The 15,846-nt window shown below is 58.7% G+C and carries 13 protein-coding genes and 3 pseudogenes; 7 read left to right on the top strand and 9 right to left on the bottom strand.

Features of this window, described 5'->3' with window-relative positions; genetic code table 11:
• Positions 1-55: 55 nt before the first annotated feature.
• Positions 56-376, bottom strand: coding sequence for a DUF6280 family protein (locus OKW52_RS18290; RefSeq protein ID WP_127105796.1), 321 nt, complete (start codon positions 374-376; stop codon positions 56-58).
• Positions 377-589: 213 nt separating this feature from the next.
• Here OKW52_RS18290 and efp point away from each other — a divergent pair, with 213 nt between their 5' ends.
• From efp to OKW52_RS18275, 3 genes are read left to right on the top strand one after another with little or no spacing between them, the layout of a single operon-like run.
• Positions 590-1,153, top strand: a complete 564-nt coding sequence (efp, locus tag OKW52_RS18285; protein WP_264506972.1) for an elongation factor P — start codon at positions 590-592, stop codon at positions 1,151-1,153.
• A gap of 3 nt (positions 1,154-1,156) precedes the next feature.
• Entirely contained in the window at positions 1,157-1,555 is a 399-nt protein-coding gene (locus OKW52_RS18280) for an META domain-containing protein (protein ID WP_264506971.1), read from the top strand.
• A 16-nt stretch (positions 1,556-1,571) separates the two neighbouring features.
• Positions 1,572-2,186, top strand: coding sequence for a CDP-alcohol phosphatidyltransferase family protein (locus OKW52_RS18275; protein WP_264506970.1), 615 nt, complete (start codon positions 1,572-1,574; stop codon positions 2,184-2,186).
• Here the strand turns inward: OKW52_RS18275 and OKW52_RS18270 are convergent.
• Positions 2,177-2,716, bottom strand: coding sequence for a lipocalin family protein (locus tag OKW52_RS18270; RefSeq protein ID WP_264506969.1), 540 nt, complete (start codon positions 2,714-2,716; stop codon positions 2,177-2,179). The genes OKW52_RS18275 and OKW52_RS18270 overlap by 10 nt on opposite strands.
• A gap of 140 nt (positions 2,717-2,856) precedes the next feature.
• On the opposite strand from OKW52_RS18270, the gene OKW52_RS18265 reads away from it, so the two are divergent.
• Together OKW52_RS18265 and OKW52_RS18260 are read left to right on the top strand one after the other, a co-directional pair.
• Positions 2,857-3,459: a TetR/AcrR family transcriptional regulator gene (locus OKW52_RS18265; protein WP_264506968.1), complete on the top strand. Its 603-nt coding sequence runs from the start codon at positions 2,857-2,859 to the stop codon at positions 3,457-3,459.
• A gap of 12 nt (positions 3,460-3,471) precedes the next feature.
• Positions 3,472-4,452, top strand: coding sequence for a zinc-binding dehydrogenase (locus OKW52_RS18260; protein ID WP_264506967.1), 981 nt, complete (start codon positions 3,472-3,474; stop codon positions 4,450-4,452).
• 163 nt (positions 4,453-4,615) lie between these two features.
• On the opposite strand, the gene OKW52_RS18255 is transcribed toward OKW52_RS18260, so the two are convergent.
• A complete protein-coding gene (locus tag OKW52_RS18255) occupies positions 4,616-6,523 on the bottom strand; it encodes a GSCFA domain-containing protein (RefSeq protein ID WP_264506966.1) in 1,908 nt (635 codons plus the stop codon).
• Between the two features lie 375 nt (positions 6,524-6,898).
• Here OKW52_RS18255 and OKW52_RS18250 point away from each other — a divergent pair.
• Positions 6,899-7,015 (top strand): annotated as a pseudogene (locus tag OKW52_RS18250) (IS5/IS1182 family transposase); the annotation flags it as partial.
• A 14-nt stretch (positions 7,016-7,029) separates the two neighbouring features.
• Here the strand turns inward: OKW52_RS18250 and OKW52_RS18245 are convergent.
• A complete protein-coding gene (locus OKW52_RS18245; RefSeq protein WP_264507739.1) occupies positions 7,030-7,782 on the bottom strand; it encodes an SDR family oxidoreductase in 753 nt (250 codons plus the stop codon).
• Between the two features lie 235 nt (positions 7,783-8,017).
• Between OKW52_RS18245 and OKW52_RS18240 the strand changes: the two are divergent.
• Positions 8,018-8,149, top strand: a pseudogene (locus tag OKW52_RS18240) (IS481 family transposase); the annotation flags it as partial.
• On the opposite strand, the gene OKW52_RS18235 reads toward OKW52_RS18240, so the two are convergent.
• The 5 genes and pseudogenes from OKW52_RS18235 to OKW52_RS18215 form a co-directional block, all read right to left on the bottom strand.
• Positions 8,118-8,720 (bottom strand): hypothetical protein, encoded by a 603-nt coding sequence (locus tag OKW52_RS18235; protein WP_264506965.1) that lies wholly within the window; start codon positions 8,718-8,720, stop codon positions 8,118-8,120. The pseudogene OKW52_RS18240 and the gene OKW52_RS18235 sit on opposite strands and share 32 nt — an antisense overlap.
• Positions 8,721-8,764: 44 nt before the next feature.
• Positions 8,765-9,079, bottom strand: a pseudogene (locus OKW52_RS18230) (IS481 family transposase); the annotation flags it as partial.
• Positions 9,080-9,716: 637 nt separating this feature from the next.
• Complete coding sequence (locus OKW52_RS18225; protein ID WP_264506964.1) at positions 9,717-10,112, bottom strand: hypothetical protein; 396 nt, start codon at positions 10,110-10,112, stop codon at positions 9,717-9,719.
• 12 nt (positions 10,113-10,124) lie between these two features.
• Positions 10,125-10,784 (bottom strand): hypothetical protein, encoded by a 660-nt coding sequence (locus OKW52_RS18220; protein WP_264506963.1) that lies wholly within the window; start codon positions 10,782-10,784, stop codon positions 10,125-10,127.
• A gap of 367 nt (positions 10,785-11,151) precedes the next feature.
• Positions 11,152-15,801 (bottom strand): Ig-like domain-containing protein, encoded by a 4,650-nt coding sequence (locus tag OKW52_RS18215; protein WP_264506962.1) that lies wholly within the window; start codon positions 15,799-15,801, stop codon positions 11,152-11,154.
• Positions 15,802-15,846: the final 45 nt, after the last annotated feature.

The raw sequence follows: 15,846 nt of genomic DNA, 5'->3' as shown, positions 1-15,846 counted from the left end.
GTGGTGGGACGCGGGGCTTTTCTGCGGTACGCCCCAAGCGGGGGCGTCAGAGCGTTCAGGCGGCTTCGGCCTGCGTTGCGGCCATGCGGCGCTCGCTTTCTTCGCGCGACAGAGCAACCGAGGTGCGAACACCAGCGGCAACAAAGTTCATCAGGCCCGATACGACACGCTCGTTGGGGTCGATACCGGCACAGCTCAGCACTTCACGGCCATCACGCGAGCGTGCCCAACGGGCGATCTGCTCGGGACCATTGCCGTATTTCTTGTCATCAGCGATCGCATCATCCAGCGCAGCCAGCACGACTGCAGCGAACAGTTTGCGCGCCCGCGTACCCTGCTCATGGTTGTACGCCGTGGCGTCCACGGAATCGAACATTATACCGTCCTTATTCTTGCTCTTGCATTTTTTGGCGTCCGCCTCTCTACCTGTATCAGCATGCGATTCGCTACCGATCTGTTGCATGCCCGCCATGCGTATAAAGCATGGCTGTGCAAAACCCCTAGCTTTATTTGGTTGGCTTGCGCGGTTGCACTGCGCAAGATATAGGCTTGGCCAAGACGATCTCAACGATTTCCTAAGAGTTTTCTCATGGCCAAGATCAACGGTAACGAAATCCGCCCCGGCAACATCCTTGAACATGACAACGGCCTTTGGGCTGCGGTCAAGGTCAGCCACGTCAAGCCGGGCAAGGGCGGTGCCTTTGCTCAGGTCGAGCTGAAGAACCTGCGCGACGGTCGCAAGCTGAACGAGCGTTTCCGTTCGGCTGACAAGGTCGAACAGGTGCGTCTGGACCAGAAGGACCAGCAGTTCCTGTTTGAGACCGACGGCATGCTGACCTTCATGGACAGCGAAAGCTTCGAGCAGATCGAACTGCCGGCCGACCTGCTGGGCGACCGCCGCCCGTTCCTGCAGGACGGCATGACCGTCACCATCGAATACTATGGTGAAGAAGCGTTGAACGTGTCGCTGCCGCAAAAGGTGACCTGCACCATCGTCGAGACCGAGCCGGTCGTCAAAGGCCAGACCGCCGCCAACAGCTTCAAGCCCGCTCTGCTGGACAATGGTGTGCGCATCACCGTGCCGCCGTTCGTGGGGCAAGATGAGCGCATCGTAGTGAACACCGAGACGTTCGAGTACTCGGAGCGCGCTTGAGCCATGCTGCGCGCCGCCCTCTTTTCTTCGGTGGTGCTGGTCAGCGCGATGCTGGCCGGCTGCACCATGGGTGAGCCTGCCTCGCCCGAGGGAGCGTGGCGCGTGGTCGCGCTGGATGGCACCAGCATCGAGCCGGCGGATGACGTGACGCTGACGTTGCAGGACGGGCAGGCCAGTGGCCGCTCGGGCTGCAACCGCTATAGCGGCAGTTATACCGTGGAGGATGGCTTCGCCTTCGGCGCGCTGGCATCGACGCGGATGGCGTGCCGGGGCCGGGGCGGCGAGATCGAGGCGCAGTTCAACACAATCGTCGATCAGGTGAACGGCTGGCGGTTGGACAATGGCGTGCTCGAGCTGCTCGACGGCGAGCGTGCCGTGCTGCGCGCCGTTCTCGAACCCTGAGCCCGGGCGGCCCGCCATGCTGGACCGCCACCTGCGCCCCCTTATCGACCCACCGCTGAACCGGATCGGTGTCTGGCTTGCCCGCGCCGGGTTCGGCGCGGATCTTGTCACGCTGATCGGGCTGGTGTTTGGCCTTGCGGCAGCGGTGGCGATTGGTGCGGGGCAGGTCTGGTGGGGGCTGGGGCTGATTCTGGCCTCGCGGTTGGCCGATGGTCTGGATGGCGCGGTGGCGCGCGCGACGCAGCCCAGCGATAGGGGCGGTTATTTCGACATTCTGGCCGATTTCGGCTTTTACGCGGCGATCCCATTGGGGTTCGTCTGGCTGGAGCCTGCCGCCAACGGGTTGGCCGGGGCGGCGCTGCTGGGGGCGTTCTATATCAACGCGGCCTCGTTTCTGGGCTTTGCGATCCTTGCAGCCAAGCACAATCTGAGCACCGAAGCGCGCGGCAAGAAGTCGTGGTATCATGCGGGCGGCTTGCTTGAGGGCAGCGAGACGATTGCGTTCTTCGTCGCCTTCTGTCTGTTCCCGGCGGCCTTCGTGCCCATCGCCTGGGTCTTTGCCGCGCTCTGTCTGGTGACCGCGCTGGCCCGCGTCGCCGCGGCCGCTGCGCAGTTCCGCGATCAGGGCTGAACCACGCGCTCCAGCAGCGCCGGGTTATAGCCATTGCGTTTGAGCACTGCCTCGGCGTGTTCCATCAGCTCGGCGCCGGGGTGGGGGTCGCGCGACAGCACCCAGCCGTATGTGCGCCCGGGTTCGCCGACCACGGCCAGATGGTAGTCGGACGTGACATCCAGCACCCAATAGTCGCCGCGAATGAACGGCAGGTACTTCACGAAGCCCACCTTCAGCTGTCCCGGACCGGTCACCTCGGCCTTGCCCGTTACCCCGTCCTCGGGTCCGTTGAGCGAGCCTTTGCGGCACCGGTTCTCGACCGTGACGCTGCCGTCGGGGTTCAGGCTGTAGGTGGCGGTGGTGGCGTAACAGTCGCGCTCGAACCGGTTGGGGTAATGCGCCAGCGCGTACCACAGACCCGCATAGCGCTGCAGGTCCAGATCCTGCACGCTGCGGATCGGGGCTTTTGGGTCGCCGTGGCGGTCTTGCTGCGGTTTGGTCGCAGTGATGCCCATCGCAAACAGGGCAGTGGAAAGCGTGGTGCGCATGGCGGGCCTCTTGGTTCGCAGGGCAGGGGCGGGTGGTCACCAAAGCAAAGCGCTGATGCGGGGAAGGGGTTCGGCGGGGCAGGCTCACGAATGCGTGAGCGGATCTAGACGACCGGTCTAATAGTGCCTAGATGCCGATCATGACCGAACAAACCAAATCAGATCAGACCCGACACAAGATCCTGGAAACAGGCCGCCGACTGGTGGTGAAGCACGGCTTCGGCGGTGTCGGCCTGTCGCGGATCCTGACCGAGAGTGCGGTGCCCAAGGGCTCGTTCTACTACTACTTCGCCTCGAAAGAGGCGTTCGGTGAGGCGTTGCTGCAGGACTATGTCGACGGCTACCTGACCCGCATCGACGCGCTGATCGGCGGTCCCGGGTCCGCCGGTGCCAAGCTGACCAGTTTCTGGAACGCCTGGCTGGCCCATTCGGGCACCGAAGGCATCGCCACCCAATGCCTTGTGGTGAAGCTGGGGGCCGAGGTGGCGGACCTGTCTGACGGCATGCGCCAGATCCTGAATGACGGGGTGGACCAGTTCGTCCAGCGCCTCGCCACGCTGCTGCGGGCCGGGGCCGAGGATGGCTCGGTCCGGGTCTTCGATGATCCCGAGGCCACGGCCCAGACCCTGTACGCGACATGGCTGGGGGCCGCCATTCTGGCGAAACTCGCCCAAAATCAAACCCCTCTGGAGCGCGCGCTGGCCGAGACGGTCCGCATTCTCGCGCCCCAAACGACTTCCTGAAAGGACTATCCCATGAAAGCTGCCCTGCATGACGTCTTCGGCGAACCGGCCGAGGTTCTGATCACCCGCGATGTGGCGCAACCCGCGCCGGCCACAGGAGAGGTTCTGGTCAAGATGACCCTCTCGCCGATCCACAACCACGACCTGTGGACCATCCGTGGCAACTACGGCTACAAACCGCCGCTGCCTGCCGCGATTGGTGGATCCGAGGCACTGGGCACCGTTGAAGCGGTGGGCGAGGGCGTCGACGCCGCGCTGATCGGCAAGCGGGTGGCCGTGGGCGGCCTGCACGGCGCGTGGGCCGAATACTTCGCGGTTCCTGCGGCTGGCGTGTTGCCGCTGCCGGACGCGATTTCCGACGCCGCAGGCGCGCAGTTGATCGCCATGCCCTTCAGCGCCCTGTCGCTGCTGGAAACCTTGAAGGCCGGGAAAGGCGACTGGATCATACAGACGGCGGCCAACGGGGCGGTCGGCAAGATCATGGTCACGCTGGCCAAGGCGCGCGGCATCAACGTGCTGAACCTCGTGCGCCGGGATGAAGCGGTCGGGGACCTCAAAGCACTGGGGGCCGAGCATGTGCTGTCGACCTCGGACGCGGGCTGGAAGAACGCTGCGCGCGCGCTCATCGGGGCGGCAGGGGCCACGTCTGCGATCGACTCGGTCGGCGGCGAGATTGCCGGTGATCTGGTCGACCTGCTGGGGATGGAGGGCGAACTGGTGGTGTTCGGCACTGCGACCGGTGCCGTGATGCCGCTGTCTTCGGGCGCGTTGATCATGAAACACATCACGATCAAGGGCTTCTGGGGATCACGCGTCAGTCAGCAGATGGCGCCCGAGCAACGCGTTCGCCTGATTACCGAACTGGTGACGCTGGCCGCCAGCGGACAACTGGCGCTGACCGATGGCGGGGTCTATCCGCTGGAGCAGATCACCGACGCGGTGAAAGCGGCCCTGACACCGGGGCGCGCCGGCAAGGTCATGCTGCGCGCCTGAACTTGGGCAGCGGGGGCCACGCCTGTTCCTTTGTGGCCCTTACGCTGCGCCAAGGCCGCAGCAGCACTGGCGCTGTGCCGCCGCGCAGCGCGTTTTTCGTCGACCGCGGCGAACCATGGGCGCCGCCGCAAGGCGTGAGCGTGCTGCGCTCCAGGCTAAGCAATCAGCGCAACAGCATTTCTTCATCACAGACCACATCGAGTTGACGTTGGTATTCGGCATCGACGCCAAACTGGGGTAAGTGCTCTTCGGTGCGGATCTGCTCCGTCCGCCCGACAAGAACCGCCCGGAAGACTTCCATCACATGTGCAACACCTTCAGGTCGGATCGATCGAAGATCCGCCTCATAATAGGCACCGCGGTTGAACGATCCCGTGATGATCTCGTATGAGGGGAAGTAGAAGACATTCGGAAAATTCTGCGCAAGATCACCAGCCACCGACCGCAGAACCGATTTTGAATAGGTGGTGGCGGTCAGCGCGTCTGTATCGCTATAGGTGGCGATCAACGGAACCGGAGAAACTGTCAAAACAACGCGGGCGTTCTTGTTCACCCTGCCAAGGCGCACAAGAAACTCAGTCATTTCAGCTGAAACCGCAGTGTAACCAGAGTTGACGAATTCGTAGTGCTTGGAATCTATTTGATCACTGACAGCACCCGGAGCCACCGGAAACGCGGCACCGTCGCGTCGGTCTACCCAGCCCTCTGTCAAGCCCATCGTAAACACGAATACGTCGAGATTTTCAAACATTTCCCTGACGCAAGCCATATGTGTCGCGCGTTCGGCTTCGACGGCTTCAAGGCTTTCAAAAACCTGCCCAATATTTGGTCTGAAAGGATCGACAAACCCTTCCTTTACGGGCCAGGCCGTGTCGAAAGGAACGAATTCGCCATACGCCCGCTTAATAAGCTGCAGCAGTTGCCGACTTGAGTAGATATTGCCAAAGCGTGCCGAAAAAAGTCCGTATCCACGCTCTGTTGCTATGTCTTCGGGCATGCCCGAAGGTGCCTTTTCGGGCACATAGTAGTCAAGACCGTCGGCTATCATCGCGCGAGCCACATGCTGTGCAAAGCAGCTTCCAGCAGTCGCAACGCGGGTTTCTGGCCAAATTATAGCCTTGGTATCGCCAATCGGATGCACCTCATGTGGTGCGGGGCGTGCGACCGATTCTTTCCAGAACGCGCGCGTGGGTTGACTGCGATAGGGGTTTCTTGCCTTTTCCAAAGGCGCCCTGTTTTTCCAGCGGAACAGTGCACTGTCAAACTGTGCGTTGGAGGCCTCGCTGTAAGTAACTGTATCACCTAGCTTCGATAGCCTTGAATAGCAGAAATCGACAAAGTCAACGCAGCTGATGAGCTTTGACCCTAGTTTTCTAAGATGGTTCGGGCTTGTCAGGGCATTGCGGACATTCGGGTGGTTCATCTGCGGCGATGCGGCGTAGTCCTGCAGCGGGTCAGGGCAAAAACTTGAGAGATTCTCTTGCAGCACTATCCCCGCTTTTATTTTCAGGACGTTCCGAAACATATCCTCCACAACAAAGAGTTTTGGATGATTTCCTGTATAAAAGAAAGGACCCTGAGCGTACCATTTTGCGTATAGCTGTTCGACTTCCGGTATATAGGGCGTCAAGGTTCGAATGATATTATTTTTTGCTCGTTCCAAGGCCTGGGGATAGCCCATAAGATCGCAAAACTTAGGCGAGTATAGTGCCGCGGCCTCGTCACGGCTTAAGTTGTGACGAAACGCCCCCACTGCTATGCGCGAAAGCTCGATAACCGTGCCGCTGTTAAAAGTGACTCCGCCCAGTTCATCATCGGGGGTGAACCCATTAAAAAACAGTGGCGGTATAGTAATGAGATTGGGCTTATCCGCCAATGCGGCGGCAAAGGTTGGACGGTTTCTGAACGTTTCGTGCGCAACGATGAGATCATATTGCTTGACGCGATCAGGCGACAAGTCTTCAGGGTTGATCTGACTGAACCTGTGGGCCGTGACATCGGTGAACCCGGCTGTCCGCAGAAGCGCAGCACAGGAGATGACCTGACAATTTCCTACTAGCAAAACCTTCATCGCACCGAACCTGCCTTCTTGCGCGTTTCAACATACAGCGACACTACACTTTTCAGCTTTCCAAAGAGTGACTTTCACTGGAAAGAGCGGTCAGTCTAGCACACTTTCGCCCATTGTAAGTCATCCTTTTGGCAAGTGACTCTGTGTCAGAAGGCGTTGTTGCGCTAGGTGTTCAGTCCCGGCATCTGGTGGATCGGATCGACAATGATTTTTTCCGGCTCTGAAGTCCAGATTTTGCAGTTATATTGGTAAGGCACTAGGCGCCAAACCCAATCATCCTGTTGATCTGTATCTATATCTCTGATGCACTTCTCCCGGTCATGCAGGGGAGCTTGGCAATGTCGGCAGGATTTTGGCTTTTGGACCGGGCTTGAGCGGCAATCGAGCCGCTTTTGCCGCCTCAAGGACCGGCGGCGCATCGCGACACGCTACGGCAAACTCGCCATCAACTTCGCCTCAGCCGTCGCCACTATCGTCATCTGGTGGACTTGATTGAGTCTGGGGCCTCAGAGTTTGTTGATCGAGTTCCCGCCATCCGCGATCATTGCGGTCCCGGTCACGAAGGACGCATGATCGGAAAGAAGGAAGAGAGCCGCCTGCGCGATCTCGGAGGGATCAGCCATACGCTTCAGCGCGTGGAAGCCGCGCACGACCTCGTGAAAACCGGCATCCTCGCCAGCCATCGCCGTCATGGTGCCTCCGGGCAGGAGCGCGTTGACGCGGATGTTCTCGGCCCCGTGTTCCGCCGCCAGAACCTGAGTCATGCCGATCAGGCCCGCCTTTGCCGCGGCATAGGCGCCCATGCCAGGCAGTCCGATCGTGTGCCCGACGAAAGACGAGGTGAAGACAATCGAGCCGCCGCCGCGTTTGCGCATCGCCGGGATCTGATGCTTTGCCGCATAGAATCCGCTGTTGAGGTTCACGGCCATCACTTTGTGCCAGTTGTTCTCATCCATGTCGGGGATCGGTCCGAGGTCGCCTGTTGTGCCTGCATTGTTGAACGCACCATCCAGGCCACCGAAGCGCTCTTCGGCGCGATTCACCAACGCTTCGGCATAGCCATTCTCTTCAACGTCCCCGACAACGAAATCCGCTTCGCCACCGGCAGCCGAAATCTCGGTGACGATTTTCTCAAGCAGTTCAGCACGGCGCGCACCAAGGACCAGCTTCGCGCCCTGCGCCGCGAAAATTCTCGCTGCCGAGGCACCGATGCCGCTGCTTGCGCCGGTAATGATGATTGTCTTTCCTTCGAGAAGCATTTCCGTCTCCGTCTGATGAGGTTTCGGGAACTGCATAGGCAATGCGTCGCTGCGCGCTCGACCCGATTCTTGCGCAAACGCCCGCGTTTGACGGGGAGATCGGCCTTTCGCCGACTGTGCGAAATTCGGGAGGTTGCGCGCCATGTTGCGCGGATCATGCAAGTCGCCTACGGGCTCGACGCGGCCATGCGCTGCGGCATGCACGAATGGCCGCGCTCGGCCGATCATGCCCGTGTGGAACGGTTCACGAAGGCTCAAGGCACTGAGTTGCCTTGCGCCCTACGAAGGCATCTACACATTTTGAACATCAGAGCCAGATCGGTGCACGCTTGACCCTATTCACCAGATGCCGGGACTGAACACCTGAGAGCCAGAGCATAAAAATTCATTATGCACACCCCAATCAAAAGCGAAACCACATTCAAGAACAGCGCAAGAAATGGCGACCCATAGAAAAAGTGTCCCGTTGCGGAATATCGTTCGCCGCCAATATCGACAAAATATACATAAATAAGTGCCGGGACGAGAGCGATTGAAATGGATGCTCCCAGAAGATGGCGAGCCTGCACGGGTTGAAACTCCTGGGACGACGCCACTTTGCGCAGATACAATGATCGGAGCATTACAAAAAGGACAACTTGGTAGGGAATGAACAATACGATCCCCGCCATATAGTATCCGTATGAGGAAGAGCCAAACCTCATCAGATACTCGTGCTTCGTTTCAAAAACAGAACTCAATCCAAGAATAAAGCCATGCAGTAGCGCCACCGAATCCATGTGGCTAAATCTCTCAAGGACCAAACCAAAAATCGTAAACGAAACCGAGCCGAGGAAAAGCGCCCCCAACGCGATGCTCGTAAATCCAACTGAATGCTCAGGCGATTCTGAAATGTTGTATGGCATAAAGCTATAGCCATTCTCCTCCTTTTCACTCATTGCGTTCCTCCTGCGTGGGCAATGAAACGTACCTCTTCATAAAATCATGCGTCGCGGGCTCTACTCTTCATGCTTCGTAGCGAACTCAGGGTGTTCAGTCCCGGCCTCTGGTGGATCGGATCGACAGTGAATCTTTCCGGCTCTGAAGTCCAGATTTTGCAGTTGTATTCATCGGGCATGATCCCATTCAGTGTCTTGATCCTGCGGGCGAAGGTGCAAGCTGCCATGGACTCCGCAAGATGGGTGCGGATCTGGTCGTGGCTGTCATAGTGAAAGCGCTTGACGGTCGCGTCCTTGATCGTGCGGTTCATCCGCTTGACCTGGCCGTTAGTCCAAGGATGGTTGGGCTTGGTGAGCCTGAATGCGGCGTGCGCGGTCGTGGCGCTGCGGTGCCGAACTTGTCCCACAATGCTTGCTTCCTCGCTTGAGAAAGGGTCACACCATCAAACCGTGGGATCAAACACCTAACCGCCAGAGCACCCAGAAGTGGCTATGACCTGCACCAACGCACTCTCAAAATTTTCAATCGCACTCTCTTCAAAGTATGCTATTGAAAAGTCATCCACCACATAAGGTATTGCGCCGAATTGAGTGTAAAAATAGTATGAATTTATCCTTTCCGCTGCACTAATGCTAGAGAGTAGCTCGTAATTTACTTGGGCGGCATATCTGTTCATGACGGACGGGTGATAATACGGGTAGCTGCTTTCGGGAAAATTGACTTCTACCAAAGATCTAAATCGAGAGAGCCGCAGAAAAATTGGTCGATCGTAGCATTGATGGCTAAAGACAAAGGTGACCTGATAAATTGTCATATCGCCATCCTGAATAACGTGCACGTCGCGCCGTGGACTCAAGTCGAACGATCTCAGGTCAAGACGGCGCGCTTACCTGAAAAAGAGACTGTTCTGCTCAGTTGGCTCCACGGACCTTTCAAAGGTCAGGTGGCAGTCATCAATTTCTATGCTTTCGTACCCCATGTCTTGAAGTAAAAAACTAAATCTCTGTAGGGTCAAGATCCATTGATTGCAGCTGCCGCAGTTGATTTATCGTTCGAAAAACAAGCGGTGACAGGTCTGATCTCTTTTGGCTGCATTCCCGGTCGAAAGCAACGAAGCAAGCCTCCTCGTCTTCTTCTTCAGTCCTGTCACGCTTGTTTTCGGAGTCAATTCCGATTCTTGATTCATTCTTCATCCCCAGAGGGGTCTGGATGCGATTGACAAGCGACGCATTGGTCATCGGGATGCGCCCCTTTTCTTGCAGTGCTGCCGCACAGGCTCGGGGTGTGATCCAGGCGCGTGCGCTCGTTAATCTCAGCTTTCGCGTCGCTCCGAAGAACGGGATGCAGTCGCGCGGCAGGTGAACAGCTTTAGTCGTCAGAGCGGCGTACATTTATCACCGGTATCACGCATTCTGTTTTCCCTTGCCCACGATTCTCGAGGCCAAGGTTAGTATATTCACCCAACACACCGATGCAATAAGACAACATAACGTAAAGAAGAACGGATAGACAGGCCAGGAACACATAGCTTCCCACAAACTGCTTCTTCCACTATCCTGCCCCATTTCCACATAAAATAGCATTAAATAAATCGTCGAGATCATCAGAAAACTAACTCCGGCGACCTTGACATGCTTTTTAAATTCTACACTTTTTCCCAAGCTTGAGACATTTCTTCGGTATCTTCGCAGCAGCAATGCCGTTCCAAGAATTTGATATGGAAGGAAGGCAATCGCGCTTATCAGAAAAAACTCGCCGGACACAGGACTAAGTCCCCGAACAAACACATAGCGCGCCCAGATCCGCCTGAAAATTTCGTTGCCAGATTTAAGAAAGTAAAGCCGATTGAAATCAAATTCGAACAGCCACAGAGCCAACCACGAAAGGATGATAAGGAGACCGCCAAGAATCGTGAGCCTGTTGAAGAGCGTATTGGCGCTCATCTTACTTCCAGGCTTTTCGTCAAAGAGAAATGGCAAGATCGTGGCAAGCCATCGTTTCTCTAACCCATCTTTCTGTTCTTGGTTATCCACCGTCAACATCCCCCAAAACTTTTGCAACATTATCAGCGTTCCTCGCCGTATTCCGATGGTGCGCTTTCTCAGCTTCACGGCCAAACATATCAGACGCCATAGTATCGGCTATTCCAACTCGTACGTCGAAAATCGCCACTTGCAATAATTAATTAAGCTCCTGCGATGCCGGAAGTATTTCAGAGAGTTTGGTTTCAGTTGGCAAGAATCCAAGCATTCGTCATGGGGAGTCACTGTCTCTCGTCAGAGTGCGCTACAGGCTCAGGGTGTGCCGGGCTTGGGCGCTCAGGTCAATTCCAAGATTTCCCGAACGCTTAGAGATGAGGTGTGACAAACAGAGCACCCGCCAACCAGGGGTCAGCGGGCGTTGTATTTCCATGTTTCGGCGCATTCACCGTCAGAAGGTGAGGGCGACCTCGAAAGACAGGCCGTAGGCGGAGGCGTCGGCATCGCGGCCCAGACCCTCGACAAAGGCAGCGGCGGAGGAGAGAAGCCCTTGTCCGTTGTCATAACTCAGACCGAAATCCATGCGCAGGCGATGCCCTTCTTCTTGCGCAATATAGGCACTGGCAGCCCCACTACCCTCGGTGCGGCTGTAGATCCCCGAGACCCCGAAATCGAGCAGCAGATCGCCTTGGGACACAAGGATCGGAACTTCGAAATCCATTCCGAGTGCAAGCTCGGTCAGGGTCACCCTTTGCTCAGGAACAACCGTACCGGCGCTGACATAGGCATTTTGCGCGTCGCTGACATGGCTCAGTTTCAGATTGGGGATGAGGGTCCATCCCGTCTCCGTCGCGATGCGCCCCTGCGCCCCCAAGGTGGCCAGCAGACGCTCACCCGAGAAGCGGCCGCTCTGTCCGGTGGACAGGGTGATGTCGTTGTTCGTCTGCCCGAACAGTAGCCGCCCATCGACAAAGAACGGATGATCGCCGATCTGGGCAGCGAAATAGGGGCCGACAAGCCAGCCCGTCCCTTCAACCGTGGTTCCCCGCGCGTCTTCTTGTTGCGCGAAGTCATATTGCAGCATCGCGCCGACGATTGCTCCTGAAGACAGCTGCCTGTGATAGCCAAGGGACGCGAGGCCATAGCGCAATTCTTCGCTATCGCTTTCGGACCACGAACCGGAAACGGCCAGCCACAGCGGTCCGTTCCCGCGCGAGCTCAGGGTGAAGTTTCCGCCCGCACGCGTGACACTGACAGAGGCACCGCCCGAGTGCTCCCCTGTGACAAAACGCGCGACGTCCGGTTGGTTCTGGATCAGGCTGCGCGCGCGTCCTTGCAAGAAATGCGCGACCGCTTCGCTTTGCTCGGCCGATGTGTCGAGCTGCGCGACAGCCGTGGCCCCGACAGACGGCTCCCCCGTGATGTCGCGGGCCGCACCGTCTGCAACCGCCACGGTGACGTTGCCGCGATCATTCGGCGTGAGGGTCGCAGAATAGACCGCGCCACTTCCCCTCAGCGTCCCCATCGACGCGTTGGTGAGGGAAATATCCGACGCCTCGAACCCGATAACAGTCTCGCTGAAGGTAAAGGTCACATCGAAGGTCTGGCCGCGGGTGATCCTGTCCGGGACGCCCGCTATCGTCAGACCCGGCGTACTGCCATCAGGCACCACGACAATGGTGTTCGACGCGAGATTTCCATTGCCCGCCGCGTCGAGAACCGTGCCGGCAAGTAGCTGGACCGACTGCGCGAAATCGGTGCCCGTTGCCTGAAGCGTGTAGCTGTCGCCCGTGCCTGACAAGTTGGAAAGATCCATGTTCGTGGTGGCGAAATCCCCCAGCGCCAGGCCGGTCACATCCTCATCAAAGCTGATTGTCACCGTATAGGGTGTTCCGGGAAAGCCCGGCGTTGCGGTAAGCGTCGGCGTCGGGGCGGTCAGGTCGGCGGTGTTGGTCACAGCCGTCGCCGCCTCGTTGCCAAGACCGGCGAGGTCCGTCACGGCGTTCTCGGCGAAGTTGACCGTCACCGTGCCGTCTGCGGTGGGTGTGATCGTCGCCGTGTAGAGCGTGGCGCTCGTCTGTTGCAGGTTGGACGCCGTGCCGTTGGTGACGCTGATGTCTCCAAGCTCGAGCCCGGCCACCTCTTCGGAGAAGGTCATTGTCAGCGTGAAGGCCGCGTTCACCAGACCCGAGGGCATATCCAGCGTCACCGTCGGGCGGGTCACATCCGCCGTGGTGCTTGCCGTGTTCGAGGCAATGCTCTCGTTGCCCGCCGCATCGCTGGCGACAGCCGCGGCCACCGACACGGTCATCATGCCGTCCGCCGATGGCGTGATCGAGGCCGAATAGAGCCGTGCCGAGACGGTTTGAAGCCCGGAAGCAACGCCGTTCGTCACGGTGATGTCGCCAAGCGCGAAGCCCGTCACATCCTCATCAAAGCTGATCGTGGCGGTATAGGGGGCGCCCGGTGCGTTGGCGGTCAGGCTTACCGTCGGCGTCGGGGCGGTCAGGTCGGCGGTGTTGGTCGCTGCCGTCGCCGCCGTGTTGCCAAGACCGGCGAGGTCCGTCACGACGTTCTCGGCAAAGTTGACCGTCACGGCCCCGTCTGCGGTGGGCGTGATCGTGGCGGTGTAGAGCGTGGCGCTCGTCTGTTGCAGATCGGACGCCGTGCCGTTGGTGACGCTGATGTCCCCAAGCTCGAGCCCGGCCACCTCTTCGGAGAAGGTCATTGTCAGCGTGAAGGCCGCGTTCACCAGACCCGAGGGCATAGCCAGCGTCACCGTCGGGCGGGTCACATCCGCCGTGGTGCTTGCTGTGTTGGAGGCGATGTTGCTATTGCCCGCCGCATCGCTGGCGACGCCCGCGGCCACCGACACGGTCATCGTGCCGTCGGCCGATGGCGTGATCGAGGCCGAATAGAGCCGTGCAGAGACGGTTTGCAAGTTCGAGGCAACGCCGTTCGTCACGGTGATGTCATCGAGCGCGAAGCCCGTCACATCCTCATCAAAGCTGATCGTGGCGGTATAGGGGTCGCCCGGTGCGTTGGCGGTCAGGCTGACCGTCGGCGTCGGGGCGGTCAGGTCGGCGGTGATGGTCGCCGCCGTCGCCGCCTCGTTGCCCAGCCCGGCAAGGTCCGTCACGAGGTTCGCAGGGAAATTGACCGTCACCGTGCCGTCTGCGGTGGGGGTGATCGTCGCCGTGAAAGTGGTCGTGCTGGTTTGTTGCAAGTTCGAGGCCGCGCCATTGCTGACCGAAATGTTGCCCAAAGCCACCGCGCTCACCTGCTCGGATAAGGTCATCGTCAGCGTGAAGGGCGCATTCACGGGCCCGGTTGGCACATCGAGCGTCACCGTCGGGCGGGTCACATCCGCCGTGGTGCTCACCGTGTTGGAGGCGGTGTTGCCATTGCCCGCCGCATCCGTGGCAGCGCTTGCAGGCACGGACACGGAGACCGTGCCGTCGGCGTCGGGCGTGATCGTGGCAGAGTAGACCTGTGCCGAGACGGTCTGAAGGTTCGACGCCGTGCCGTTCACAACGGTGAAATCGCCAAGTGCAAATCCGGTCATGTCCTCGTTGAAGGTCACGGTCACATTGAAAGGGCCATTCACCTCAGTGGGGATCGCGGAGATCACAGCGCTCGGCGCTGTCACATCCCGCGTGCCGCTGAATGTCGCGCCCGTGCCCAGATTGCCGAGCTGATCGGCGGCTGCCGCATCGGCAACGGAGACCTGAAACGCTCCTGTGGAGCTGAGGGTCAGATCGGCAGTATAGGTATTGCCGCTGCCGCTGAAATTCGAAAAGGAGCCGGTGCCTGAAACCAGGGTCAGGTCGCTTACGTCGAACCCGGTCGCGGTTTCGGAAAAGGTGAATGTCAGCGGGACCACGGAATTGTTGGTCGGCTGGCTGGACGACGAGGTGATCGACAGCGTCGGGCCCATATTGTCAATGCGGTAGCCCTCACTCGTGCCGATCACTGAAAAAATGGTCATGGCATTACCCGCAAGATCGTAGATGGTCGCTGTGGAGAATAACCCTAAGGTTACAGTGCCCGTACCATCACTCGCGCCAACATCGAATGTAAGTCCCAAACGATAGACAGATGAAGACACTTCGGTTTCTGTCGTTGATAAGGCAGAGCGCAATGGAAGGCCGCTTGAGGTATATATGCCAAAATCCGTTGAGAGATTGACGTCTGTCACCGGTTCGGAAAAGGTTATTTCCCACATCAATTCGCTTTTTGCATCGACACGTTCCTCTAAAGGATCATACCGTGTAATCGACACGACGCGTGGTCGCGTGGTGTCTTGGGCATGGGCTTTCTGGATAAAAGCGCTGGTGCAACACAGCACCACCAAAGCCATCGCGATGTGTTTGAGAAAACTTCGTACGTTCATCTTCTTCCCCTTAAGTCTGGGGCATGAAGAACAAGCAACATACCCCATGGGTGACACAGTCCTTCGACTGCGCCGCATCCATTGAGCCAGTTGCTTGCGACGGAAAGACGCGAATACGCGTCTTCGGATCTTCCCGAAAGCCGACATCTTACCGGTGAGGCTGTTTACACCGGGGGTTCTCAAGCAGCAGCAATTTCCACAATTCAAGGAAAAAGGGAAAGAGCCTGTTGGCTTAATATGAGAAAACAACGGCTTGTGCGGCGTTTGGGTCACAACTGCAGAAACCGCAAACTCTGTTGCGGCCGCTGCTCTGCAGACCTCAACGGGTTTTTGCGTCTTGCAAACCATACCCGTTTCCTGGACCAGAATAGTCACCCGCGAGGTATTTCGTGGCTGTCCGGTGTGGGCGGTTCGCGGCACCAACTGGTCAGTTTTGAAAACGAACTCCGTGCGTAGCGCGCGCCACCGCGGCCGGTGGCGCTTTGGGTCTCTCTGCTCGCAACACGCGGCCTCAGCTCTGCCTTCAACATCCCCCAGCCGGGAGGCTTCCTCCGCCGTGATCACCATGCCGGGCTTGGGATCGACCACGCTCGAGGCCTTGGTCAGCCCCGCGCCGATGGTCCACTGGCCCGCCGGGCAGAGACAGGCCTGCAAGACAACGCCCTCGAGCCGTTCGTTGAAAGCAATGCCCCGCTCGCTCGTTTGCATGCCGGTGTCCACATTTGGTTCGGGGTCAGGATGAAGGGTTCGGGC

Source organism: Pararhodobacter zhoushanensis (assembly GCF_025949695.1).
Taxonomy (GTDB): domain Bacteria; phylum Pseudomonadota; class Alphaproteobacteria; order Rhodobacterales; family Rhodobacteraceae; genus Pararhodobacter; species Pararhodobacter zhoushanensis_A.
This window is presented reverse-complemented; position numbering and strand designations above follow the sequence as displayed.

Excerpts from the sequence above, each read along its gene's own strand:
- OKW52_RS18290 (WP_127105796.1), bottom strand. The coding sequence starts at position 376 with ATGTTCGATTCCGTGGACGCCACGGCGTACAACCATGAGCAGGGTACG.
- efp (WP_264506972.1), top strand. The coding sequence starts at position 590 with ATGGCCAAGATCAACGGTAACGAAATCCGCCCCGGCAACATCCTTGAA.
- OKW52_RS18280 (WP_264506971.1), top strand. The coding sequence starts at position 1,157 with ATGCTGCGCGCCGCCCTCTTTTCTTCGGTGGTGCTGGTCAGCGCGATG.
- OKW52_RS18275 (WP_264506970.1), top strand. The coding sequence starts at position 1,572 with ATGCTGGACCGCCACCTGCGCCCCCTTATCGACCCACCGCTGAACCGG.
- OKW52_RS18270 (WP_264506969.1), bottom strand. The coding sequence starts at position 2,716 with ATGCGCACCACGCTTTCCACTGCCCTGTTTGCGATGGGCATCACTGCG.
- OKW52_RS18265 (WP_264506968.1), top strand. The coding sequence starts at position 2,857 with ATGACCGAACAAACCAAATCAGATCAGACCCGACACAAGATCCTGGAA.
- OKW52_RS18260 (WP_264506967.1), top strand. The coding sequence starts at position 3,472 with ATGAAAGCTGCCCTGCATGACGTCTTCGGCGAACCGGCCGAGGTTCTG.
- OKW52_RS18255 (WP_264506966.1), bottom strand. The coding sequence starts at position 6,523 with ATGAAGGTTTTGCTAGTAGGAAATTGTCAGGTCATCTCCTGTGCTGCG.
- OKW52_RS18245 (WP_264507739.1), bottom strand. The coding sequence starts at position 7,782 with ATGCTTCTCGAAGGAAAGACAATCATCATTACCGGCGCAAGCAGCGGC.
- OKW52_RS18235 (WP_264506965.1), bottom strand. The coding sequence starts at position 8,720 with ATGAGTGAAAAGGAGGAGAATGGCTATAGCTTTATGCCATACAACATT.
- OKW52_RS18225 (WP_264506964.1), bottom strand. The coding sequence starts at position 10,112 with ATGTACGCCGCTCTGACGACTAAAGCTGTTCACCTGCCGCGCGACTGC.
- OKW52_RS18220 (WP_264506963.1), bottom strand. The coding sequence starts at position 10,784 with ATGTTGCAAAAGTTTTGGGGGATGTTGACGGTGGATAACCAAGAACAG.
- OKW52_RS18215 (WP_264506962.1), bottom strand. The coding sequence starts at position 15,801 with ATGCAAACGAGCGAGCGGGGCATTGCTTTCAACGAACGGCTCGAGGGC.